This is a genomic window from Vreelandella xerophytica (assembly GCF_968048975.1).
The window spans coordinates 893,059-914,788 of record NZ_OZ309106.1 but is presented as its reverse complement, the minus strand read 5'-3'; the positions used below and the strand labels follow the sequence as shown (position 1 = coordinate 914,788).

The window sequence follows — 21,730 nt, the reverse complement described above, 5'->3', positions numbered from 1 at the left end:
TTGGCAGGCGGACACTCGTTAGGGTAAAGGGGACGTCAGGGTAAAGGGGAGGCTTGCCACTCATCGCCTTGAAGCTCCGGGATATCGTAGTCCTGAAGCTGCTGCCAGTGATGCTCCACGTCTTCCTGATAAAAGCGCGAGGCAATGGCGCCGGCAAGCCAGCTGGCGCCTTCGCTGATCCCTGGAATATCCCCGCTCACCTTGCCCAGGCTGACCGAGGCTCCGTAATTGAAGCAGTGAATATTGTTGAGCCACGGTGCCGTACCGGGCTCGCGCTCCTGAAAGGCGAAATCGCGCCCCACGTAAGGAAACTTGCCCAGCTCGTCGTGGGCAAGCGCGTCCGGCGGCTGGTAGCAATCGCGCCATAGCAGGATGCGGTCGGCGTAGCCGGCAAGCTCGGTGCGCGCCAGCGGATCGATCTCGAACCCGGTGCCCAGAATCAGGAAATCGCCGCGCACCTCGCCCTGGCGGGTGGTGACCACGACCTCGTCCCCTTCCATGCGCGTGGCCTCGACGCCGCACTCGAAATGGAAGAAAGCGTTCTCGTGGCGGCTGACTCTGAGCGTGGAGCCCCTCGGCGGCGGCGTCTGGGTGATGAAGGAATAGTGCATGATCCGCCAGCGCCAGGCATCGCTTAGCTCGGCGTAGCCGTGGGTGAACCCGAATGAGCCGATCCCCATCATCTTGTTGATGGTCGGCATCTGGGCGCGGCGAATGAGAAAACGCACTTCGCTTGCGCCCTGCTCCAACGCTTCGGCGGCATTATCGATGGCCGAGGCGCCCACGCCGACCACGATGACACGCTTGCCTTCGAGTGCGTTAAAATCGATATCAAAGGCGGTATGCGCCCACGTGCTACGCGGTAGGGCATTCACGAAATCGGGAATTTTCGGAGCACCGGTGCCTTCGCGCCCGGTGGCCATGATCAGCTTGCGCGTCACTATCGGCTCATCCGGCGCGCCGCTGCCGGAAAGCTCGAGTTTGAGCAGGTCGCCTTCGGGTTTGACGTGCTCGACATTGACGCTATTTTCGACCGGCAGGTCCAGTACCTGGCGATACCAGCGCAGGTAGTCCATCCACATCGAGCGCGGGATCTTGTCCAGCGCCTCCCAGGCGTCCAAGCCGAACTGGGCCTCGTACCACGCCCGAAAGGTCAGCGAGGCAAAACCGTAGCTGGGCCCGGGCAGGGTCTTGGGCGAACGCAGCGTTTCCATGCGCGCGTAGTTCATCCACGGGCCTTCGAGCCCTTCGGGGTTGCGATCCAGAATTCGGATGTTGCGAATACCGCCGGACATCAGCGCAAACGCGGCCACCAGACCGCACTGGCCTCCACCCACGATCACCACGTCGTAAACGTGCTGGCCATCCGCGGACGTGCGTCCGGGTACCCAGTTGTTGGGCGGCAGGTTCAAACACGCAAGATCATGACGCACGCGCGCCTCGAGCGCCTCGAGACCGGCGCCCGCCAGCGTGGGATAAGAGGAAGTCGTTGTCATGGCATCATCTCGTCTTGGGACTTTATGGCGTCCTCGGCTTCATGAGGCCACCAGAACCAGCGAATGGGTACATCGCAGCAAAGTGAACAGGAAGGCAGGCGGGCTTGTCTTGCCAGCTCGACGAGCCGCCCTGCCTCGGCGAAGGGGTCCTCGTTGCCTTCCCACGCCTGGGCCGCGCAAGCGCCGGGAGGCTGCAACAGCGCATCGATCGTCGTTGCTGCCGGCTCAATCGATTGCGCTTTTTGATACGCTTTGCGCACCGTCCATATACCCGAGCGCTCGTCGACACTGTAAAGCTTCATCAGCAAGGCCGCATGGCGTGCAATAAATTCGACTGCCGATATTACATAGTTAGCCGCTTCATTGCTAAAAAAGAAATGAAATCCGAGCCTTACCCAGCCTGGCCGATATAAGCTTCTGCCTTTTTGTACTAAAGACTCGTGTTCGAGCGCCGTGTTCTCGTCGATGGAAAGCAGCGAATGACCGTAAGGCCCGGCGCAGGAGCACCCACCGCGCGCCTGGATACCGAACAGATCGTTCAACAGCGCCACCACCAGGTTGTGGTGCACATCGCGAGAACCTGCCCGGATATTGAACGAGAAGATCGCCAGGCGCGAGGCCTGAGTCGGCCCCAGCAGGGTCAGGTTATCCAGAATCGACCAGCGTGACAGCGCCATGGCCGCAAGCTCGGCCTCACGCGCCTCGATGCGCGCTTCGCCGATCAGGGATTTGATGCGAAAGGCGAACCCGGCGCGAATGTCACCCAGGATATTGGGGGTGCCCCCCTCCTCCCGACGCTGGACATCGCTGACGTAGCGATGATTCGTGGCAGTCACGTAGGACACCGTGCCGCCGCCGGCCACCGAGGGCACCGCGTTGACACACAGCGCACGGCGCAGGGCCAGAACGCCCGAGCTTCCCGGCCCGCCGACGAATTTATGGGGCGATAGAAAGACGCCGTCCAGATGATCGTTCTGCCCGGTGCCCGCCACATTGATGGCGACATAAGGGCCGCTGGCCGCGTAGTCGAACAAGACGATGCCACCGTATTGGTGCATCAGCCGAGCGATTGCCGTCACATCACTCTTCACCCCGGTCACGTTGGAGGCGGCGGAGAACGCGCCGATCAGTCGCCGGCCCTGGTGGCGAGCGAGCTCGCTTTCCAGCACGCCAAGGTCGATCAAGCCAGCGGCATTCAAGGGAATGCGTGCGATCTCGGCGTTGCACTCGCGCCACACAAGGTCGTTGGAGTGGTGCTCGTAGGGGCCGAGGAAGATGACCGGCGGCTCATCGTCCCCCGCCGCTGCGCCCTGGGAGAACCCCAGCATCTTCCAGCAGCGGTCGATGGCGGCGGTGGCGCCGGCACCGGCGAAGATCACCGCGTATTCGTCGGTGGCACCAATCGCCTTCGCTACCTGGCTGCGCGCATCTTCACGCAATCGCGTGGTGATTTTTCCGGTATGGGAGGTTTCGGTATGGGTATTGGCGTAGTAGGGCAGCACCTGGGTGCGAATCGCCTCCTCAACGGTGCCCAGCGCCCGGCCCGAGGCGGTATAGTCGGCGTAAAGGAGCCTGCGCGGGCCAAACGGGCCCTGGAAGCACTCGCCTTCGCCGATCACGTCGTCGGCGAGGGCCGCCATCCCGTCAGAGGGGCTCGCCCAGAGGCAGCTCGGTGGTTTTCTTGACTTGTTCCATGGAGAAGCAGGATGTGACATTGCTGAGCTCTATTCTGGCGATGAGTCTTTTATAAAAAGCGTCGTAGGCTGCGTTGTCGCGCGCGATGACCTTGAGCAAGTAATCGAACTCACCCGCCAGGCGATTGACTTCCATGATTTCCGGAAAGGACTGGACCACCTTTTGAAAGGCATCCAGCCAGGCCTGGCTGTGCTTGTCGGTCTTGATCATCACAAAAACAGTCAGGCCAAGATCGAGCTTTCCCGGGTTCAGGACAGCGATTCTCTTCTCGATGATGCCGTCTTTTTCAAGACGCTGTATACGACGCCAGCAGGGGGTAACAGAGAGCCCTACTCTTTCGGCCAACTGTGCAATGGAAAGGCTATCATCCCGCTGAAGCTGTTCAAGAATTTTCAAATCGAAACGATCAATACGCAATTTATTTCCCGTTTATCCGCCATGGAGGAATATTATTTCTTACGCGTCGTGTCGAGCGCGGTCAAGAGGAACAAGTTTTCAGGCCGGTTTTGTAAAGCGGGCTTTACGAGGCTGGCAAGACATACGGCCTGGTCAGTGAATGCATGTTTGAAGCCAGCCGATCAGGGCCTGAACGTTGAGAGGGTACTGCCTGCAAGGCATCGGCGTGTAATAACAGAGTCTGGACTCGACGCTGTGGGTCGAAGCCGCAATCAATGCCTGGGTTTTCAGATGACCGTCCACTAGCGTAGCCGAACAGAACACCAACCCCTTGCCGGCGAGCGCCTCATGCACCCCGTAAAGTTCCTGATCGAAATACCTGATCTCAAATGCTTGAGGCGACTTTCCATTTGCCGCAAGCCATTCGGCCCATGGGGGCGCCGGCAATCGATCATTCTTCCACCGGGTGAGATATACAGCCGCCGGCTCACCGTACTGCATCTCATTGAGAGCTGAAGCCGTGCCGTACAGACCGTATCTTTCCACTTTCAATATGTTCGCTTCGTCAGCCAGGCAGACATCGCCCAAGCGAATGGAGAGCTGGCTGACATGCGAGCCGAGAGTCTCGCCTGTCGAGACATCCACCGCTATATGCGGATGCTGCTGATAAAAGTCGTGCAGCCCGGGAATCAGCACCAGTGCCGCAAACGATGAGGTGGTGTCCACCCGGATACGCGAGGCATCCAGCATGAGATCGTCCAGCGCCGTCTGAATGGTTTGAAGGCCACGAGTCGTCGCCTCGGAAAGCCGTCGCCCTTCTGCGGTCAAAGTAATCTGGCGGTGGTTACGATGAAATAACCGAACCCCCAGGCGCTGCTCCAGCTTGGTCACATGGTGAGAAACGCCCGTCGGGTTAATGGATATTTCTTCGGCAGCCTTCTTGAAACTGCCAAGGCGTGCAGCCGCCTCGAAAGCCTTGATCGCGAGCAATGATACCTTCACCTGTTTCGTTCCTTCTTTCTTAACCTAGATCTAGATGATTTTAACTCACCTGTCGGGCGCTTTTATTCATTTGTCGAACACGTGCCAAAAGCCGAGCATAGCGACTCTTGATGACAACCCACGGAGTTCACCATGCCCACCCTGCTTCATATCGACGCCAGCGTTCGCAAGGCTTCCAACCCCAATCCCGGCCATGATTCCATTTCCAAGGGAATCGCTCGGACGTTCATGGCGCAATGGAAAGATCTGCACAACCAGGATGAAGTTATCTATCGCGACGTGGGAGTGCACCCACCGGTGTTTATCGACCAGGCGTGGATCGGCGCCGTATTCACGCCCGACGAACATAAAAGCGCCGAACAGCTGACCCACCTTGCGTTATCCAACGAGCTTATCGACGAATTGACTCGTGCCGACATCATCGTCATGTCGTCACCCATGTATAACTACGGCATGCCCGCCCCGCTCAAAGCGTGGTTCGATCAGGTAATCAGGATCAACAAGACGTTCAGTTTCGACCTGACCCGCGGCGACTACCCCATGAACCCCATCATGGCCGGCAAGACGTTGGTGCTGATCAGCTCGTGCGGGGAGTTCGGTTTTGGCCAAGGCGGGCCACGCGAGCACATGAATCACCTCGGGCCACATATCAAGACGCTGAGCCACTATCTGGGCGTGGACGCATTTCATGAAATAAGTGCGGAGTATCAGGAGTTCAACGACGAGCGCCACCGGCGCTCGGTAGACCAAGCCCACCAGGCGGCAAGAACCCTGGCAAAAACGCTGCATACAGCGAAGAAAACCGTCAACGTTTAACGAGGAAGCCCGGATGGAAAGGATCGAGGTAGATGGGGTTGAGATAGATGGAGTCGAGGCAGATAGAGTCGAGGTGGACAGCGGCAGGGCTCATGCCCACCTCTAAAGGGCCTAGATACGACTTGCGTTACAACACGCGTTAGAACGTATATTCGACGCCAATGACCGCAACCGGATAGACGTTGTACTTGTTGAGGTCGCTGCGCAAGTCATCCTCTTGCTGGCGAGCCTCACTTTCAGCCAGCGCTCTGACCCCCGGAATGTTGAGGGCATCGCCTCTAGGGGTCAACGATACGCTGGGGTCGATCCAGAAGGCACCGGCTTCGGCGTAGAAGCCTAACCCTTGCTTGGCACTGTTGCGCCAGCCGATACCCAGATACGGTTCGACCCCGTTGGAAAGCTTGCCCAGACCATCGAGCCGCGCGCTATCGGCGTCGATAGGAATACCGCCGAAACGATCAAACGTCTCGCCACCGGTATAACGCCCCACCGCCTTGAGCTGAACGTCGGGTTTGACGGCACCGGCCGACACAAAGAAACCGCTGCTGGCCCAGGGGTAGACATCCAGTTTCAGGCTATAGATATCCATGTCGACTTCACCGGTATAGGTGACGTCACGGTTGGTATGGTCGAGATCATCGTAGTTATACCCGCTGTAACCCGCGGTCAGTGCTAGATGATCCTGAAAACGCCAGCTTACATTGGCACCTATACCCGTTGTACCGGCGCTGCCCGCCACCGACCAGCGTGTGTCAGCCATCGCCGCGCTGCTAGCCAGCAGCAGGGATCCGGTGATTACAACAGTAGCAATACGATGCATGACCCAGCCTCTTGAAAATGAATGCTTGCATGGCGCGAGAGCGACCGGCGTCATGCGGTAAAGGCGAGTGTACGCAAGGCGGCTGTAATCGATTGAGAGAAAAGCGGGGAGGTAAGCCTGTATTTACTTCGCGATGTACAGGCGGCCTTGAGCGCTCTACGGCAGCGACATATGCAAAAGCGGGTACGGTTTGCCCAGCCCATCCACCGGTGAGCGCCCCGCCACCGTAAACCCCAGGCGCCGATAGAACCCGAGCGCCTGCTCGTTTTGCTCGTTCACATCAACCTTGCGGGCGCCCTGAACGTCAACGGCATTTTCGACCAGCGCTGCGCCGACACCCTGGCCCCGCGCGTGAGGGGCGATGAACAGCATCTCGATCTTGCCATCATTCACGCCGCTGAAGCCGATGATCTCGCCGCTGGACGCGCATGCCATGCGCAGTTCCACGGCATCGAAGAACTGCTCGAAAATGAGCAGCTTGAGCATCAACAGGTCATCTTCGGCCAGAAAATCGTGGGTGGCGCGCACGGAGGCTTCCCATAGGGCGATCAATTCGGAGTAGTTTGCCTGGGCGGCTGGCTCTATTTTCATCGGGTGACTCTATGTACTTTTAATCATTGGACGGTGAGTCGACCTCAATAAACCAGCTTGGGTGCATGGCCTCAAAGTCGGTACGAATATTGGTGGGCAGGTAGCTGGCGGAATCCAGCACTAACGGCTGGCCATCCAGACGCTTGAACACGACCCAGTGCCAGAAGTGCTTACCGTCCCGTTGATGTGGCTTGATCGCGAGCAGCGCCAAATCCGGTAACGCCTCCCAAGAATTGAACGGTGTTTCCTGCGGTGATGCGGCAATCCCCGCCTGTGCCAGCATTTTCCGCACATACTGGGTATCGGACCACAGCGATTCATCGTCGGCATGGATACCCATTCCATTGGCGACCGCTTTCATTTCTGGGTAAGTCTTACCCAGAATATTGGCTACTGAGGCAATGCCACAGCCGGTGGTTTCTTCTTGAATAACGGGGTTCAACACGTCTTCTTCTCTCACGGAGGATAATTAAAACGGCATTAAAGTGAAGCTTGATCAGGCCATGCTACGGCTTTGGCTGAATACCGGCCATCTTCAGTATTTCATCGGTAGGCACGTGCACCAGAGCGGCGGCGGAAAGGTTTGATGCGCGAATCGCCCGCTCGGCAATATACGTACCCGCGCGATAGCCGATCCAGCGTCGCCCGTCGGCGTGCTGAAACATCCACTGCTCGTAGGACGCGTCCACGGGTAGTGCCAACAGTTCCTCGACCCAAACCTCAACGTTATCCGGGTAGTCGCCCCAAGGCGTTTGCCGCCCGCCCACGTCACGCTCGAATACGGTGGCCAGCCCCTCGCTGACCACGCCTTCCATAAAGGTCGTGCGTGGTTCATCGCGGTAGATTACCCATCCTCTGGCCAGATGATGCAGCTCGTGAAAAAGCGTATAGCGAAGCTGCTCGCGCGCGATGACAGCGATACCTTCAAGCCGCCCGGCATCCACTGTCCAGCCGATGCGGGTGCCGGAAATCGCCAGGCCCATTTCGCCGGTCTCTAAAATCACCATTTTACCGGTTTGGCAGGCGAGCTCGATATCATCGGAAAGCATGGGAAGATGAGCACGCACCAGAGGCCCCATGGCGGCGCAAACCGACTCGATAGCGTCGCGTGCCTCGTCCGAGAAGTGACATTGATCGCGGGTGTCCAGAAACAGCGGTGTGATCATGAGGATCCGTTCAAGCCCTGGGGTCAGGCAAAATTCCATACGGCCTTGGGGGCAAAGCTTCCCCAGGGGTCTTCGTCATTGAAGGGGCCGACATAAAGTACCTTATCCTCGCGAAGCACCCACTCCATGCCGTGTTCGGGTTCCCACTCGCAATCAAGTTCCAGGTGAACTACTGGCGTCTGTTTCTCGGGGTAAGGCACGATCAGCACCCGCGGGGTGACGAGCGCCAGCACCTCGCGGTGGTTGGCGAACGCCTTCAGCGGCGCGCCGGTCTCGCTCAGAAAGGCGTCGCAGTAGTGCACCGTGGATTGACAAAGATGCTCGATGACCTCATCGCTTAGCTGGTTTAGATGCACGGCGCAGCGTCTGGCGAAGTCGGGGTCGGCATCCGCCGCAAAAAGTGTGAAGGTTTGGTCGAACAGGGTGCTGTATACCTTCCCTTCCAGGCCGTCTTCGCCATGTCTGAGACAAAGGCTCTCTTGTGTCATGTGCTGTGTCATCTCATCCGCTCCCGCGCGCTATTACCGGCAACATCCGCCGACCGTTACCCATTGCGTTTGCATCTGGCCTCCCTGCCTCGGTTGGATATTGCTGAACATCCGTTGTGCTTTAATACAAGCCTAACGTTACACAGGCCAATAGAAAAGCGCGGTCAGAGTTGCCTCTGCCGCGCTTGTCTGTCACTTCTCACCCTGCTTTGACCTGAGCCTTACCGGTGAAGGTCGAAGCGGTCGTTCTCCATGACCCGGACCCAGCCGGATACGAACTTGTGGAGCATATGCCGCTCCCCGCCGTTGGCCGCGAACTCCTCGGCAATGGCGCGCAACTGCGAGTTCGAGCCATACACCAGATCCACCCGCGTGGCGGTCCATTTCGTCTCGCCGCTCTTGCGGTCGCGGCCCACGAAGCGCTGCTCGTCATCGTCCATCGGCTCCCAGACGGTGCCCATATCGATCAGATTGACGAAGAAATCATTGGTCAACTGACCCGGGCGGTCGGTGAAGAGGCCATCGGTGTTGTCGTCACCGGCATTGACGCCGATGGCCCGCATGCCGCCCAGAAGCGCCGCCATTTGCGGGGCGCTCAGGTTCAACATGAACGCCCGGTCGATCATCAGGTGCTCGGCGGGAATGGAGGTGGACTGCGCCTGCATGTAGTTGCGAAACGCATCGTGACGGGGTTCGAGATACTCCTGGGTGCTGATCTCGGACATCTCCTGGGAGGCATCGGTGCGACCCGGCGTGAACGGCACCGCAAGATCATGCCCGGCCGCCTGCGCGGCCATTTCCACGCCGACGCTGCCCCCCAGAACGATCATGTCCGCCAGGGAAATGCTGGCATCCGCGTTCTTCTTGATTCTCTCGAGCTGGTCTATCACGTTGGCCATACCAGTGCTTACGTTGACATCCCAGCCAGTCTGCGGCTCAAGGCGAATGCGCGCGCCGTTGGCGCCACCACGATGGTCCGTCTGGCGATAGGTGCAGGCCGAGGCCCAGGCGGCGCCCACCAGTTGCTGGGCGGTCAGCCCGGCATCGGCGATTTGCTGCTTCAGCGCGGCGATTTGTTCGTCCGTCACCAGCGGCCCTTCATGGCTGGGCACCGGGTCCTGCCAGACGAGCATCTCGGCGGGAACCTGCGGGCCCAGATAGCGCTCCCGCGGCCCCATGTCGCGGTGCAGCAGCTTGTACCAGGCGCGGGCGAACTCGTCGGCCAGCACCTCCGGGTTCTCGCGGTACTCCTTGGAGATCTTGAGATAGTCCGGGTCGACGATCATCGCCATGTCGGCGGCGTTCATCACCGGCGGCGTCTTTCGGCCCTCTACGTGGGCATCGGGTACCCAGAAGCCGTCCTTCACTTCCACCGGCTCCCACTGGTTGGCGCCGGCCGGGGATTTGGTGACCTTCCACTCATGGGAGAAGATGGTCTCGAGATAGGTGTTGTCCCACTTGGTCGGCGTGGGGGTCCAGGCACCTTCCAGGCCGGAGGTGATGGTGTACTCGCCAAGGCCTGTTTCGTGCGTGTTGGCCCAGCCCACGCCCTGCTCGTGAAGCTTGGCTTCTTCCGGTGCGCCGCCCACGGCATCCGCCGGGCCGTTGCCGTGCATCTTGCCAAAGGTATGCCCGCCCACGGTGAGCGCCACGGTTTCGCGGTCATTCATGCCCATGCGGGCGAAGGTCTCGCGCACGTCCTTGGCAGATTTCGCCGCATCCGGCACGCCGTTGGGGCCTTCCGGGTTGACGTAGATCAACCCCATCTGGACGGCGGCCAGCGGGTTGTCGAGCAGGCGGTCGCCCTCATCGAAGCTGCCGGTATAGCGCTCATCCTTGTTGCCCAGCCACTCGGCTTCCGGGCCCCAATAGATGTCATCTTCTGGGGCCCAGATATCCGAGCGGCCAAAGCCGAACCCGAAGGTCTTGAAGCCCATGGTTTCCAGCGCCCGGTTGCCGGCAAGCACCAGCAAATCGGCCCAGGAGAGCGACTCTGCGTACTTCTGCTTGATAGGCCACAGAAGACGGCGGGCTTTATCCAGGTTGCCGTTGTCCGGCCAGCTGTTGAGCGGGGCGAAGCGCTGCGCGCCGGTACCGCCGCCGCCACGACCATCGATTGCCCGGTAGGTACCCGCCGCATGCCAGGACATGCGAATGAAAAACGGCCCGTAGTGCCCCCAGTCCGCCGGCCACCAATCTTGCGAGTCGGTCATCAGGGCATCGATATCGGCGCAGAGCTCATCGACATCGAGCTTCGCGAACGCCTTACTGTAGCGAAAGGTCTCGTCGAAGGGGTTGGCGTCCGGGTGTTTCTGGTGCAGAACGTTGAGGTTGAGCTGGTCGGGCCACCAGTGCTCGTTGCCTTGCAGGCGGGGCGTGGTACGCGCGCCCCACTCCTGGCGCTTGGGAGTTGGATCAGACACGTCATTCTCCTCGACTAGATGATGGGCTTACCCAGCGTGCAGGCCGAAAGTCTGGATGTGTCAGGTGCTGCCAACACTGCCAGAGCTGCGACAGAATTCGCTGAAAGCGCTTTATAAGCCGTCACGTTAATGAAGGATTCAACCTTGAAACCATCAACCTACAGTGAAGGATTCAATAGCGAGGGCGTCAAGGTAATCAATGTTAAGTAAGCCGTTCAGCAGGTTGGCGCTTGGTAAAATCAGCTTAGACGGCGTACAAGAGCGAGCGGATTTGACCGCTCGCCCCGGGCTCAGGGGTTACTGCTCTTCAAGGCCCTTGATCAACTCTTCGTGAAAGCGCTCCGGCGCCTGAATCTGCGGCGAGTGGCCAAGATCAGAAAACGCGACCAGGGTCGCCTCGGGTATCGCATCGCGAGTCCGCTCGCCCAGCTCATCGTAGCGGCCCAGAGTGTCCTGCACGTCTTCCGGGGCGCGCCCCTTGCCGATGGCGGTGTTGTCCTGCTCGCCGATCAGCAAAAGCGTGGGTACCTCGAGATCGCCAAATTCGTGCACTACCGGCTGGGTGAAGACCATGTCCGAGGTCAGCGCCTGGTTCCAGGCGACCAATTCGCCGTCTTCGCCTTCGTACATGCCCGCCAGCATCTCGACCCAGCGGTCGTACTCGGGCTCCCAGGTATCCACGTAGTAGGTGGACTGCTGGTAGTCGCGAATGCCTTCGGCGTTGGTTTCAAGCTCGCTCTCGTAGCCTTCATCGATGCTCTGGTACGGCACGCCCAGCGCCTTCCAGTCCTCGAGGCCGATCGGGTTGACCATGACCAGTTGCTCGGTGTGTTCCGGGTACATCAGCGCAAAGCGAGTGGCCAGCATGCCGCCCATGGAGTGGCCCATGACGGTCACCTCATCGACACCCAGCTCATCGAGCAGCGCCTGGGTGTTGTGCGCCAGTTGATGAAAGCTGAACTGATAGTGCAGGGGCTTGGTGGATTTGCAAAAGCCGATCTGATCCGGCGCGATCACGCGATACCCCTCTTCCACCAGCGCCTCGATGGTGGCCTCCCAGGTACCCGCGCAGAAGTTCTTGCCGTGCATGAGCACCAGAGTGCGACCGTTGACGTTGCCCTCTTCGGGCTGAACATCAAGGTAAGCCATCTGCATCTGTTGACCCTGGGATTCGAACTCGAACCGCTCGACCGGGTAGGCGTACTCGAAGCCGGACAGCTCGCCATCAAAAGTGGGCGCATCGTCCGCGGTGGCGCTACCGATAGTGCCTATGGCCAGTGCTGCGCCAACAGCGCTTGCCAGAAACGTGCGTGTAAACAGTGGGCGTATCATTGTGTCGCTCCTCTCGTCCATGGATTCAGTGACAGGGAAGAGTATGGCAGCAATTTTCGGGCATACTACTTCAAGCGAGTACTGTAAGAGATACTGGGTGAGCGCAATGTTACCCGCCTGATCCCTCAATGCTTCATAACGCGAGCTTGAACCCTTCATGGGTGGCTTTAAAGCCAATCTTCTCATAGAACCTGATGGCATCAGGGCGCTGCTTGTCGCTTGCGAGCTGAAGGACATGACAGCCCTTCTCTTTGGCCAGCGCGATGGCATGCGCGAACATCTTCTCGCCGTACCCTTGCCCCCTAAACGCTTCATGAATTCTGACGCCTTCGATTGAAGCGCGCCAACGGCCTTGGTGGGTCAGATACGGGGTAAACGTCAGTTGGAGCATACCGGCCAACTGCCCGTCCAGTTCCGCGACCAGCAGAAGATTATTTGGATCGGCCGCGATGGCCTTGAACGCCTCGATGTAAGACTCGTTCAGGGGCATGGATACATCTTCTCGCTGGCGTCCCAACGGGTCGGCAGCAAGCAAGGCGACCAAACTCTCCAGATCATCCAGACTTGCTGAGCGGTAATGCAGTGCCATTGGCGGCTCCTTGTCTTGATCGTTACGTCATCCATGAATCAGCAGCACTGGTGGCACCAAAGTAGCCAGAAACGCAGCCCAACGCCTTATGCCACGAATATCCCTGATCGAAACATGGCAGAGCGTATTACTTGCTGAACGTAGTGATATACAGCGCTTCCACTTTATCCCGCGCCCACTGCGTTTTGCGCAGGAACTTAAGCGAAGACTTGATGGAAGGATCATTATAAAAACAATTGATGCGGATTTTTTCGTACAGGCCTTCCCAGCCGTAATGCTCGACCAGACGGGTCACTATCGTTTCAAGGGTCAAACCGTGCAAGGGGTCGTTGGGTTGCGGATGGTTCATCAAGTCATTCCCGGTGTTTATTTCAAACGCCCTATTCGAAGCTGTCAGGCGACCAATAACCTATTTTAACAGAGTAACCTTTTGAGCTGAGAAAAGCGGAGCTTGATGATTAAGCCAAAGCGCTGGCGGTAAATTGTACGCGACAGGGCCACGCGTTATCGGCCATGGCCGAGCCTGCCATGCTGCATTACCATTGAAACAGTTTTCCCGACTTTAGCAGGCACTCCCATGCGCGCGATTTCTCGCAAGCAACAGACTCTAGGTCTCATCAGCTGGTTGATAGTAGCCTACATCGCCGCCGCCATCGGTGCTGTGGCTTCCATCAACGCGGCAGAGTTTTATGAAAGCCTTCAGCAGCCTGCTTGGGCACCGCCCACTTGGCTGTTCGGGCCGATGTGGACGACGCTCTACGGGCTGATGGGCATCGCCGCCTGGCTTGCCTGGCGCGAACCCGGCGCGCGTCCCGCGCTGGCGGTATTTCTGGTGCAGTTGGTGCTCAACGCGCTGTGGAGCTGGCTGTTCTTTGTCTGGAACCTGGGGGCCATTTCATTCATCGGCACGGTGGCGCTATGGGTGCTGATTCTGGTGACGCTTTTGATGTTCTGGCGGCTCAAGACGCTGGCGGGCGTACTGCTGGTGCCCTATCTCGCTTGGGTAAGCCTGGCCTGCGCGCTGACCTGGAGCGTGTGGCAGCTCAATCCGCAGGTATTCGGGTGATCGTTTAGCCAGACCTAGCGATTGTGATCGTTTTTACCTTAGCACCTTTGCATGTAGCGCTTTTAGCGTGCTAACAATAAAGCCTGGTACAACAACAGGAAACGATCGCATGGATGCCCTCATCTCACTACTCCCGCCCATCGCCGCCGTGGCGCTGGCACTCGCCACCCGCCGGGTGAACGTCTCGCTGTTCGTCAGTATCTGGCTGGGCGGCTGGCTGGTGGCGGGTAATCCCATCGCCGCTGTAGGCCAGACCTTCGACTGGTTCGCCGAGGTAATGACCGACGAGTGGAACGCCCGCTTTTTGGTGCTGGTGGCGCTGCTGGGTGCGGGCGCGGCGTTCATGCACCGCACCGGCGGCTCTCAAGCGCTGGCCCGCGCGCTTGCCAAGCGTATTCACTCCGGCCGCGCCTCGCTGCTGCTCACTTGGGCGCTGGGCATGGTGATATTTTTCAACGACTACGTGAACTCGGTCATTGTGGGTAACGCCACCCGGGATCTGACCGCGCGCCAGCGCCAGTCCCGGGAGAAGCTTGCCTGGGTGATGGACGCGACCTCCGCCCCCATGGCCACCTTGGGGCCAGTCTCGGACTGGATCGGCTATCAGGTTTCATTAATTGCCGGCGCCTTGGTGGGGCTAAGCTTCGCTTCGGCGGAGCCCTACCGCCTCTTTCTGCTGTCGATTCCCTGGAACTTCTACGCCCTGCTCTGCCTGGCCTCCGTACCCATGATTCTACTAGCCGGGGATTTCGGCCCGATGGCAAAAGCGCAGCGCCGGGCCGAGGAAACCGGGGATCTAGTCGCCCCCGGCGATACGCCGCTTTCCAACGTGGATGCGGACCTGGGCGAGGTGCCCGAAGGCCGCGGGCGGCTCTGGCACTTTCTGCTGCCGCTGGTGGTGCTGATTAGCGTTGCCTGCTGGGGGCTCTGGTACACCGGCGGCGGCGCCGAAGGGGCGAGCGTCATGGACGCCCTGGAGAATACCGACGTGAGCGTGGCGCTCTCCTGGGCAGCGTTCGCCATGGTGGGCACCGGCATGGTCATGGCGCTTTTACAGCGCCAGACATTGAAAGATTGCGAAGAGACGCTGCTGGCCGGGTTTCGTACCATGCTGCCGGCCTTGGTGATCATGGTACTGGCTTGGAGCATCGGCACCGTGACCGGGGCGCTGGGCACAGGGGAGCACGTGATCAATGCCACTCGCGACTGGCTTTCACCCGCGCTGCTACCGCTTTTAATCTTCTTGATCGCCATGGTGATCTCGTTCGCCACCGGCAGCTCCTGGGGTGCGATGGCGATTCTCACGCCAATTGCCGTGCCGCTGGCGTTCGAGCTTTCCGGCGGCGACATGGCGCTGGTCAGCATGGCGATTGGCGCGATCTTCTCCGGCTCGATCTTCGGCGACCACTGCTCGCCCATTTCCGATACCACGGTCATGGCCTCGATCTTCGCGGGGTCGGATCATATCGCCCACGTGCGCACGCAAATTCCCTACGCGCTGGTGCCTGCCAGCATCAGCGGGCTGCTGTACGTGGGTTCGATGGTGATTGATTCGGTTTGGATACTGCTGGCGGCAGGGATGGTGGTGCAGTTCTTGGTGTTGATAGCGCTGGGGCGGTTGAGGAAGCGTTAGCACAGCGGGTAAACCTACTCCGGGCGTTTGCTAAGCAAATGTCCGGAGTGATTCACAGGCTCATGAAACAGGTTTGATAATCCCCGCATCAGCGTCCATAAGAAGCGAGACCCATGAGCAGGAGTTACTGACAAGCTTTATGTACTAACGAACAAAATACCCAACGGGTAGCCATTCTTCGCTCTCCTTCCTCAATGTTACCGTCTCGACCGCATTATCCTCATGCTCGAAACTTGAAGCATAGGTAATGACCATATATTCCCCATCAGGAGCACCAGGCAAGGAATCAGCTAACGTTGTACTGCTGACTTCTCTATCTTCTAATTCACCCAAAGGTTGGCGCACTTGCCCTAACGCATCTACCCATTGAGTAGCTGATAACCGATCCTGAAACAGTGAGCCCGCCAGATGCCAACTTTCTTCATAGTCACCCGCATCAATCATTTCAAGCCATAAGTAAGCGGACTCCATCTGAGTATCATCAGTTGCCAAAACTGGTTGTGAAAGAATAAGAAGGCAAACCAAGTAAAAGGCTTTTTTCATGAAGTCTCTCCTCAGGGAAATTGGCACATAGCGCGATACTTTACGGCAATTTTGAAGCCGCACAGCAGTGGAAAAATTGTTCAGCAGCAGCGGTTAGTTATACATTATTCGTAGTGGCTCCAGAGCCTGAGAACTTTTACCACTCGCTCACTCTCGAGTACCTGGTAGACCAGACGATGCTGAATATTGATGCGGCGTGAATTGGCCCCCGCAAGATCACCAATGAGCTTTTCAAACGGAGGCGGTTTACGGTAGGGATCTTCAGCTATCAGCGCTAGAAGCTCCTGGGCTTTGGGCTTGAGGCCACTGGATGCCAGCTTTTTGGCATCCTTCTGCGCCTGCTTGGTGTAAACCAACCTCCATGTCACCAGTTCAGTTCCTCATCGCATTCATCCACCGGAGTGTCCATCCCCTCACGAATCGACTCCCGCATACCCGGCACGGAGAGCAGGTACAGTGTTTCCTGAATGGCCGACCAATCCTCTTCCGATACCAGCACGGCATTGTTTCGCTTACCCGTAATCGCGATGGGCTGGTGGGACTCGGCGGTCTCGTCGATCAACCGGTAAAGATTACTGCGCGCCTCAGTGGCAGTAATTGCGGTCATGACGCACCTCCTATATGTTGCCTCATGGGAAGTGTACGCCTTAAGGTACGTACGTCAAGACGAACGCTCCGTATAACGCTTGTGTAAATTGCGCATTGAAGCGCAGCGTAAATGCGTCGATTTGACACACTTGTTAGAATTACTAAGTATCGAGCTTAGCTGTTAATATTTTAAAACCAGCGACGCCAAATATAATGGCAAAAAATGCTTCAAACCATCGACGAAGCTTTAAATATACTCTGCGAACTTTAGATATTGAAAATACGTATGCGTAACACTGGAAAATTATTAGGCTTTCCAAGCCAACAACACCTATTACTTTAAATAGGTCCTCTGGAGCTGTATTTGCTGGTATGCCTATGGCGTATAGTGACCCATAAAATAAAATTGCTTTTGGATTAGTTAAATGAATTGCAACACCTCGAAGATATGTCTTCATTAAACTAGAGTGTTGAATACTATTTATTTCCATGTCTTTTTGGCTAATTGCTGAGCGAGCTGCCCTGTAGGCTAAAAATATTAAATAACATGCTCCAATATACCTTACAATTTCAAACAACCATGCATTTGTGTACATAATAGCGCTAAGGCCAAATGCTGCAGAACACGACCAGAATAAAGACCCAGTTAAAATACCAGCTGCCAGAGTTGCTCCATGTAAACGACCTCGGTTCATAGATGTCCCTGCAATTGATAAAGTGGCTGGGCCAGGGCTAGCAACTACAAAGAAAGCAGCTGTGATAATTAAAATATAATTTATTTCCATTATAAATATCCGATTTAAAAGTAAATTCCAATTTATTTATTCTAACGCCGCCATAAAGCGCGCGAGGTACGAGCGTCGCCTTTGATGGCTTTGTTAGTGCTAGGCACTTTCGTCTACCGCCGGCTTAAATTCGAGACTGGGAATTTCCCCGCCATGCTTGTCGTAACCTGCAAATCTAAAGTCAGTTTTCTGCTTTAACGCTTTTACTTCGCTCTCTACGACCCTCTTCATTTCAGATTGAACGTCTGAGTGAACTTTGAACATTTCTTCGTTCGTTTCACTAATTGTTTTTTCTAGAGCCTCCATGGCCGTGCCAAGAACAGGAACTTTAGCAAGTTCGGCCCACATGTAGTTTTTGAGAAATGACATTAAAAATGACCATGCGCTGTTGATAGAGAAATATGAGCCATTCTTATTCTTCTTTAGAGTTGCGATAACTTTCCCTAAAGCAGTCATCATTGCAACGCTATCTACTTCACCGCTGCCTTGAATCTCCTCTAATATTTTGATGATCTCTTCAAATAGCTCAGGCAACCTGCTTTGAGACTTGTAGTGTTCGAATATTGAATCGAAATCAAAAGCTGATTCTGAGGGATTATCAAAAACCCATTTATTTCCCCGAATTAATTCAATATTCTTAATTAGGTGACTAATCAGATGCGATTGATTCCATTGACCACTTACAAAATTACCTAGCCCTTGAATTAATGAGGGGAGCCATGAAGGACAGTCTTGCTGCGATATTGATGCTTTGAGATCATTGGCTTTTTGTAGCGATACTTTTGCCTTTGTCTTCTTAGATTCCAGTTTTTCACCAACCAAATTGTTTACTAATTCATCAAGCGATTTTATAAGCTCCTGATGTTTCTCTGTAACAAATCGCATGTGAAACTGGACACTTGCATTCGATGTCAATTAATCTCTCCTTTTCACTAACGCCGCGTTAAGTAGTGAGCAACGCTACCACCCTGTCTAAACCATTGTGCCGTAAACACTAAAGCAGAATCAAACCGAAAATGCCGAGCGTTGCGAATCTGTCTTAAACGCTTTGTTATGCTTGTTTTTTAAACAACCGTCAGGATTTCACAGTTACTGTGCGACCGTGTCCAACTGAACAGTATTTAACAACACCATTTGGTGAGGTAAGCTTTAAACTCTGAGCATTTAACAACAAGTTTCTAAGTTCAGGTAATTCAAAAAACTTTTCTTCCAACTCTCCTTTGGGGCACTTCCCGGCAAAAAACCTAAACTCTTTTTGATAGCTAAATCTGGAATCTTTTACTGTCAGCGAGCGCTCTGTTGGATCTTCTGAATATTGAACAGCGCCAAAACTGACTTTTAAGCCACTAGCTTTTTCTACTAACCGTACGTAGTCCTTAATTCTATTCGCGGGCAAAATAACGAAAAACAGCCCGAATTCTTGCTGCATCTGCTCCAAAGCCCCCTCAAAATCATTGTGAGGGCCTATAATCGCCCAAGACTGCATCCAAGCATCATGTTGTTCATGAATAGGATAAACTAATACGCTTTCAAACTCTTTGTCAGTCATTTCCAAGCCATCTGGCCTAATGAACTTAGGTTTAGCTCCGCCAAGCTTTCTATCATAAAATAGTATGCAAGATTCATTTCGGTCACCTCTACCAATATCTTCACAAATACGGTAATAATGAGGTGTACGAAACAAACTTGTTCCCGCTAAAAAGCTTAGATAATGCTCCTTTTGGCTAAAGAACTTTATCAATGCGAACGCGCTCTGCGAGCTATTTTTAATCATGAACAATACGCCTTATTATATTGGTGGCCAAACATGCATAACGCCAATGTTAAGCGGCCGCCTTGTCGGAGCGGAGCGAAGACAAGGCGGTCCGGCGGAGGCCCGTCAGGGCCGTAGCGAACTTGAACGACTGGTTAGGCCTTTTTGCCTCAAAATTTCTATTTGCTCAGACACTGACATTGCCCCTTCTAACTTTATGACACGACATGAGCGTTCTTCCAGCCATGCTCGGTGTCTGGTTAGACTTCGTCCCGGCGCCGTTCCTTGGTCATACTGTGCCGCCCATTCCAGAAAGTCAGGATCTGCAGCGCCAAAAAGATGGACCTCTCTTTCCCTCAACCTCTTCACGCGGATATGTGCTTCCACATAAAGAAAGATCACTACATCAAAAGCATTCTCAATTTCCGAGCCCCATTGCATCACAGATCCTGATACAACTGCGTCTAGATATTTTTTCAGACTCGAGATCATCAGCTTCCGTCTTTCCACTACAGGCCTTTTCTTCGTGAAAGACGGATCAGTTTCTAACCAATAGAAATCATCGGCCTCTAGAAAAGAAACATTCAGCTCCTTGGCGAGTGCCTTGCCGAGAGTGCTGGTTCCGGAGCCTGCTGCGCCGGTAATAAGAATGTGCATCGTAGAGACCTAACGCCGTGCTCACCGGAAAAATTGTAGCGCAGCGTAAATTTTGTCCGTGTGCAGCACTTGGTTAGCTGCAAGTTCGTAGTCAGGTTAGCTTCTTCTCTTTTGCTGGTTTTCCTTTTTTCTTTACCTCTAGCAAAGGGTCGACCTTTATCGCAGCAACGGAGACCTTGTAGTTTAACGTTTTCAGTGTCTTTAAAGCATTCTTCAGTGTAACTTTGGAAAAAAATGGCAACTCTTTCGGCACAGATCTATTGGTTGCAATTGCATAAACAATCCTATAGCTACTAGGATCAGGCCTACTGTCAGTACATTTAAGCTTTGTAGAGTCGGGTAGTTTCTCATTTAACCGTTTTCTGAAAGCCGAGTCGCTGATAAATGCTTCTGATGCAACAAAACCCTGTGCAAACAAGTGGCTTAACGTCGATGAGCTTCTATAATACTTCACATGAATCAACTCGGATGAGCCCCTAATCAGATCACAAAACTCAAGTTTGTCATAAGGGCCTCCAATTTTTATAAACTTCTTATCCATAAGCTCAATATTCCCATATTGACCGGTTACAAATTCATTGTAGTCTTCCTCCCGGTCATGGGAATAAACTGGAAATTCAAAATCGTATGGGTCGAATCCCTCCAGGTACTTATCTATATACTCCACGAAGTTGCTGTTGACGATATACCACTGTCCGTTTCTAAGTATATATTGCTCTTTTCCGGCTAAAACCTCCGCATATAAACACCGATAAGCCGACCATTTTTTTGTTGAATTGTACTCGTTATCATTGATATGGACCGACTGAAGCTTTAGATTTTCGGTGGTTAAAGGGATGCTTTTATCTTTAAAATGCTGAACCAAGTCTTCGATCTTTAATACAACGTGCCTTGGTGTTTTCTGGTAGAGATCGAAGGAATAGCCTATTTGACTCTCCCAATCAACGATTTCCGGCTCACCAATCCACATTTTCTGGAACTCATTGTTAGACAAAACATCATCTAGTTCTAAGTCGAGCACTTCTAAAAGCTCTTTATCTTTAACCCTTTGAATATTCTCGACCCATTCAAACTCCTTTGGTAAAGCTTCTTCGTATTTTTTAAAAGCTTCTAAAAGAATATCCCTCAGCCCTTTTAGATTTATGTCTAGCACAAGAGTTAATGCGTCTCTTCCGGTTACGTGCGAACCAAACATAGGAACTCTTGATGCCCCTGTGACCGCATATAACATATCCATCTCAGAGTCGACATCAAGATCAAACACACCGAGGTCAATTGAACTCTGTGTTCTTGAGTTTAACGGATTGTGATCATAGTTGGCTTTATCGAGGCTTCTCAGTTTATCTGGATCAACAGAGTTAAGTGTCACCCTAAGACCGAAGTCCCTTTCAATAGCTTCATTTTTAACAAGGTGGAAGCCTGTGCCAAAGGTTAATATAAACAGCTTGTCTTTAAGCTTTACAACGAATGCGGCGCCTACCGCCCTTCTACTACCGAACAAATCATCTGGAAGTTCCTGGTGTTCTGTAAAGAGCCTTGTCCACGGAGGCGGAGGCTTCGGAGGTTCTTTTTTAACGTAGAGTGTTGCTTCCAACCCTGGAACCTCCATTTCGATGGGAGGCTTGGAGTTCTCGAGAATAATCACCTTGGATACATCGCTTCCTACACTTGGCTTTGCAAGATATATAGATAATTTCTCTTTTCTTGTTTTTGTCTTTTTCATAAGCAATCCTTTACTTCCACAAATCGCTCTGGCAGCTAACAGTGATTATATAGCCGGCTGCATAACCTTAATGAACGTGCCGGCACGTTCATTGGGGTTATCTAGCCGCTCTGATCAAATCTACCTCATTGATTCTATTACTAGCAAAGCAAATTTTGGCTGCCTATC

At 54.7% G+C, this 21,730-nt stretch carries 24 protein-coding genes; 3 read left to right on the top strand and 21 right to left on the bottom strand.

Annotation, left to right across the window (positions count from 1 at the left end):
• Positions 1–35: 35 nt before the first annotated feature.
• The 4 genes from ACWF8S_RS04285 to ACWF8S_RS04270 all read right to left on the bottom strand — a co-directional run bounded on the left by ACWF8S_RS04285 (position 36) and on the right by ACWF8S_RS04270 (position 4,577).
• Positions 36–1,496 carry an NAD(P)-binding domain-containing protein gene (locus tag ACWF8S_RS04285; RefSeq protein ID WP_447555606.1) on the bottom strand — a complete coding sequence of 487 codons (1,461 nt, stop codon included), beginning with the start codon at positions 1,494–1,496 and terminating at the stop codon, positions 36–38.
• Positions 1,493–3,136 (bottom strand): aminotransferase class V-fold PLP-dependent enzyme, encoded by a 1,644-nt coding sequence (locus ACWF8S_RS04280; protein ID WP_447555605.1) that lies wholly within the window; start codon positions 3,134–3,136, stop codon positions 1,493–1,495. Before ACWF8S_RS04280 ends, ACWF8S_RS04285 begins: the two co-directional genes overlap by 4 nt.
• A gap of 4 nt (positions 3,137–3,140) precedes the next feature.
• Positions 3,141–3,608 (bottom strand): Lrp/AsnC family transcriptional regulator, encoded by a 468-nt coding sequence (locus tag ACWF8S_RS04275; protein WP_447555604.1) that lies wholly within the window; start codon positions 3,606–3,608, stop codon positions 3,141–3,143.
• A gap of 132 nt (positions 3,609–3,740) precedes the next feature.
• Complete coding sequence (locus tag ACWF8S_RS04270; protein WP_447555603.1) at positions 3,741–4,577, bottom strand: LysR family transcriptional regulator; 837 nt, start codon at positions 4,575–4,577, stop codon at positions 3,741–3,743.
• 144 nt (positions 4,578–4,721) lie between these two features.
• On the opposite strand from ACWF8S_RS04270, the gene ACWF8S_RS04265 reads away from it, so the two are divergent.
• Positions 4,722–5,405: an FMN-dependent NADH-azoreductase gene (locus ACWF8S_RS04265; protein ID WP_447555602.1), complete on the top strand. Its 684-nt coding sequence runs from the start codon at positions 4,722–4,724 to the stop codon at positions 5,403–5,405.
• A gap of 139 nt (positions 5,406–5,544) precedes the next feature.
• On the opposite strand, the gene ACWF8S_RS04260 is transcribed toward ACWF8S_RS04265, so the two are convergent.
• The 9 genes from ACWF8S_RS04260 to ACWF8S_RS04220 all read right to left on the bottom strand — a co-directional run bounded on the left by ACWF8S_RS04260 (position 5,545) and on the right by ACWF8S_RS04220 (position 13,163).
• Positions 5,545–6,225: a hypothetical protein gene (locus ACWF8S_RS04260; protein WP_447555601.1), complete on the bottom strand. Its 681-nt coding sequence runs from the start codon at positions 6,223–6,225 to the stop codon at positions 5,545–5,547.
• 156 nt (positions 6,226–6,381) lie between these two features.
• On the bottom strand, positions 6,382–6,816 hold the full coding sequence (locus ACWF8S_RS04255; RefSeq protein ID WP_447555599.1) for an acetyltransferase: 435 nt from the start codon (positions 6,814–6,816) through the stop codon (positions 6,382–6,384).
• Positions 6,817–6,835: 19 nt separating this feature from the next.
• Positions 6,836–7,261 (bottom strand): hypothetical protein, encoded by a 426-nt coding sequence (locus tag ACWF8S_RS04250; RefSeq protein ID WP_447555598.1) that lies wholly within the window; start codon positions 7,259–7,261, stop codon positions 6,836–6,838.
• A gap of 61 nt (positions 7,262–7,322) precedes the next feature.
• Positions 7,323–7,982 (bottom strand): DUF2268 domain-containing putative Zn-dependent protease, encoded by a 660-nt coding sequence (locus ACWF8S_RS04245; protein WP_447555597.1) that lies wholly within the window; start codon positions 7,980–7,982, stop codon positions 7,323–7,325.
• A gap of 23 nt (positions 7,983–8,005) precedes the next feature.
• Entirely contained in the window at positions 8,006–8,482 is a 477-nt protein-coding gene (locus ACWF8S_RS04240) for a DUF6985 domain-containing protein (RefSeq protein WP_447555596.1), read from the bottom strand.
• 209 nt (positions 8,483–8,691) lie between these two features.
• The gene (gene katG, locus ACWF8S_RS04235; RefSeq protein WP_447555595.1) at positions 8,692–10,893 is read right to left on the bottom strand and encodes a catalase/peroxidase HPI; all 2,202 of its coding nucleotides are present in this window, start codon (positions 10,891–10,893) and stop codon (positions 8,692–8,694) included.
• A 297-nt stretch (positions 10,894–11,190) separates the two neighbouring features.
• The gene (locus ACWF8S_RS04230; protein WP_447555594.1) at positions 11,191–12,225 is read right to left on the bottom strand and encodes an alpha/beta fold hydrolase; all 1,035 of its coding nucleotides are present in this window, start codon (positions 12,223–12,225) and stop codon (positions 11,191–11,193) included.
• 133 nt (positions 12,226–12,358) lie between these two features.
• On the bottom strand, positions 12,359–12,814 hold the full coding sequence (locus ACWF8S_RS04225; RefSeq protein ID WP_447555593.1) for an N-acetyltransferase family protein: 456 nt from the start codon (positions 12,812–12,814) through the stop codon (positions 12,359–12,361).
• Positions 12,815–12,941: 127 nt separating this feature from the next.
• On the bottom strand, positions 12,942–13,163 hold the full coding sequence (locus ACWF8S_RS04220) for a VF530 family protein (RefSeq protein WP_447555592.1): 222 nt from the start codon (positions 13,161–13,163) through the stop codon (positions 12,942–12,944).
• Positions 13,164–13,391: 228 nt separating this feature from the next.
• On the opposite strand from ACWF8S_RS04220, the gene ACWF8S_RS04215 reads away from it, so the two are divergent.
• Positions 13,392–13,880 carry a TspO/MBR family protein gene (locus ACWF8S_RS04215; protein ID WP_447555591.1) on the top strand — a complete coding sequence of 163 codons (489 nt, stop codon included), beginning with the start codon at positions 13,392–13,394 and terminating at the stop codon, positions 13,878–13,880.
• A gap of 109 nt (positions 13,881–13,989) precedes the next feature.
• The gene (locus tag ACWF8S_RS04210) at positions 13,990–15,513 is read left to right on the top strand and encodes a Na+/H+ antiporter NhaC family protein (RefSeq protein ID WP_447555590.1); all 1,524 of its coding nucleotides are present in this window, start codon (positions 13,990–13,992) and stop codon (positions 15,511–15,513) included.
• A 144-nt stretch (positions 15,514–15,657) separates the two neighbouring features.
• Here the strand turns inward: ACWF8S_RS04210 and ACWF8S_RS04205 are convergent, their stop codons facing one another.
• The 8 genes from ACWF8S_RS04205 to ACWF8S_RS04170 form a co-directional block, all read right to left on the bottom strand.
• A complete protein-coding gene (locus ACWF8S_RS04205) occupies positions 15,658–16,056 on the bottom strand; it encodes a DUF4019 domain-containing protein (protein WP_447555589.1) in 399 nt (132 codons plus the stop codon).
• 104 nt (positions 16,057–16,160) lie between these two features.
• Positions 16,161–16,424, bottom strand: coding sequence for a Txe/YoeB family addiction module toxin (locus ACWF8S_RS04200; RefSeq protein ID WP_447555588.1), 264 nt, complete (start codon positions 16,422–16,424; stop codon positions 16,161–16,163).
• A complete protein-coding gene (locus ACWF8S_RS04195; RefSeq protein WP_447555587.1) occupies positions 16,421–16,663 on the bottom strand; it encodes a type II toxin-antitoxin system Phd/YefM family antitoxin in 243 nt (80 codons plus the stop codon). Before ACWF8S_RS04195 ends, ACWF8S_RS04200 begins: the two co-directional genes overlap by 4 nt.
• Before the next feature lie 142 nt (positions 16,664–16,805).
• Positions 16,806–17,429 carry a LysE family translocator gene (locus ACWF8S_RS04190; protein ID WP_447555586.1) on the bottom strand — a complete coding sequence of 208 codons (624 nt, stop codon included), beginning with the start codon at positions 17,427–17,429 and terminating at the stop codon, positions 16,806–16,808.
• A gap of 99 nt (positions 17,430–17,528) precedes the next feature.
• On the bottom strand, positions 17,529–18,344 hold the full coding sequence (locus ACWF8S_RS04185; protein ID WP_447555585.1) for a hypothetical protein: 816 nt from the start codon (positions 18,342–18,344) through the stop codon (positions 17,529–17,531).
• Positions 18,345–18,504: 160 nt separating this feature from the next.
• On the bottom strand, positions 18,505–19,203 hold the full coding sequence (locus ACWF8S_RS04180; RefSeq protein WP_447555584.1) for a hypothetical protein: 699 nt from the start codon (positions 19,201–19,203) through the stop codon (positions 18,505–18,507).
• A 105-nt stretch (positions 19,204–19,308) separates the two neighbouring features.
• A complete protein-coding gene (locus tag ACWF8S_RS04175; RefSeq protein ID WP_447555583.1) occupies positions 19,309–19,839 on the bottom strand; it encodes an AAA family ATPase in 531 nt (176 codons plus the stop codon).
• Between the two features lie 91 nt (positions 19,840–19,930).
• Positions 19,931–21,562: a TIGR04141 family sporadically distributed protein gene (locus ACWF8S_RS04170; RefSeq protein ID WP_447555582.1), complete on the bottom strand. Its 1,632-nt coding sequence runs from the start codon at positions 21,560–21,562 to the stop codon at positions 19,931–19,933.
• Between the last annotated feature and the right edge of the window lie 168 nt (positions 21,563–21,730).

Excerpts from the sequence above, each read along its gene's own strand:
- ACWF8S_RS04285 (WP_447555606.1), bottom strand. The coding sequence starts at position 1,496 with ATGACAACGACTTCCTCTTATCCCACGCTGGCGGGCGCCGGTCTCGAG.
- ACWF8S_RS04280 (WP_447555605.1), bottom strand. The coding sequence starts at position 3,136 with ATGGCGGCCCTCGCCGACGACGTGATCGGCGAAGGCGAGTGCTTCCAG.
- ACWF8S_RS04265 (WP_447555602.1), top strand. The coding sequence starts at position 4,722 with ATGCCCACCCTGCTTCATATCGACGCCAGCGTTCGCAAGGCTTCCAAC.
- ACWF8S_RS04260 (WP_447555601.1), bottom strand. The coding sequence starts at position 6,225 with ATGCATCGTATTGCTACTGTTGTAATCACCGGATCCCTGCTGCTGGCT.
- ACWF8S_RS04255 (WP_447555599.1), bottom strand. The coding sequence starts at position 6,816 with ATGAAAATAGAGCCAGCCGCCCAGGCAAACTACTCCGAATTGATCGCC.
- ACWF8S_RS04245 (WP_447555597.1), bottom strand. The coding sequence starts at position 7,982 with ATGATCACACCGCTGTTTCTGGACACCCGCGATCAATGTCACTTCTCG.
- ACWF8S_RS04240 (WP_447555596.1), bottom strand. The coding sequence starts at position 8,482 with ATGACACAGCACATGACACAAGAGAGCCTTTGTCTCAGACATGGCGAA.
- ACWF8S_RS04230 (WP_447555594.1), bottom strand. The coding sequence starts at position 12,225 with ATGATACGCCCACTGTTTACACGCACGTTTCTGGCAAGCGCTGTTGGC.
- ACWF8S_RS04225 (WP_447555593.1), bottom strand. The coding sequence starts at position 12,814 with ATGGCACTGCATTACCGCTCAGCAAGTCTGGATGATCTGGAGAGTTTG.
- ACWF8S_RS04220 (WP_447555592.1), bottom strand. The coding sequence starts at position 13,163 with ATGAACCATCCGCAACCCAACGACCCCTTGCACGGTTTGACCCTTGAA.
- ACWF8S_RS04215 (WP_447555591.1), top strand. The coding sequence starts at position 13,392 with ATGCGCGCGATTTCTCGCAAGCAACAGACTCTAGGTCTCATCAGCTGG.
- ACWF8S_RS04210 (WP_447555590.1), top strand. The coding sequence starts at position 13,990 with ATGGATGCCCTCATCTCACTACTCCCGCCCATCGCCGCCGTGGCGCTG.
- ACWF8S_RS04205 (WP_447555589.1), bottom strand. The coding sequence starts at position 16,056 with ATGAAAAAAGCCTTTTACTTGGTTTGCCTTCTTATTCTTTCACAACCA.
- ACWF8S_RS04195 (WP_447555587.1), bottom strand. The coding sequence starts at position 16,663 with ATGACCGCAATTACTGCCACTGAGGCGCGCAGTAATCTTTACCGGTTG.
- ACWF8S_RS04190 (WP_447555586.1), bottom strand. The coding sequence starts at position 17,429 with ATGGAAATAAATTATATTTTAATTATCACAGCTGCTTTCTTTGTAGTT.
- ACWF8S_RS04180 (WP_447555584.1), bottom strand. The coding sequence starts at position 19,203 with ATGATTAAAAATAGCTCGCAGAGCGCGTTCGCATTGATAAAGTTCTTT.
- ACWF8S_RS04175 (WP_447555583.1), bottom strand. The coding sequence starts at position 19,839 with ATGCACATTCTTATTACCGGCGCAGCAGGCTCCGGAACCAGCACTCTC.
- ACWF8S_RS04170 (WP_447555582.1), bottom strand. The coding sequence starts at position 21,562 with ATGAAAAAGACAAAAACAAGAAAAGAGAAATTATCTATATATCTTGCA.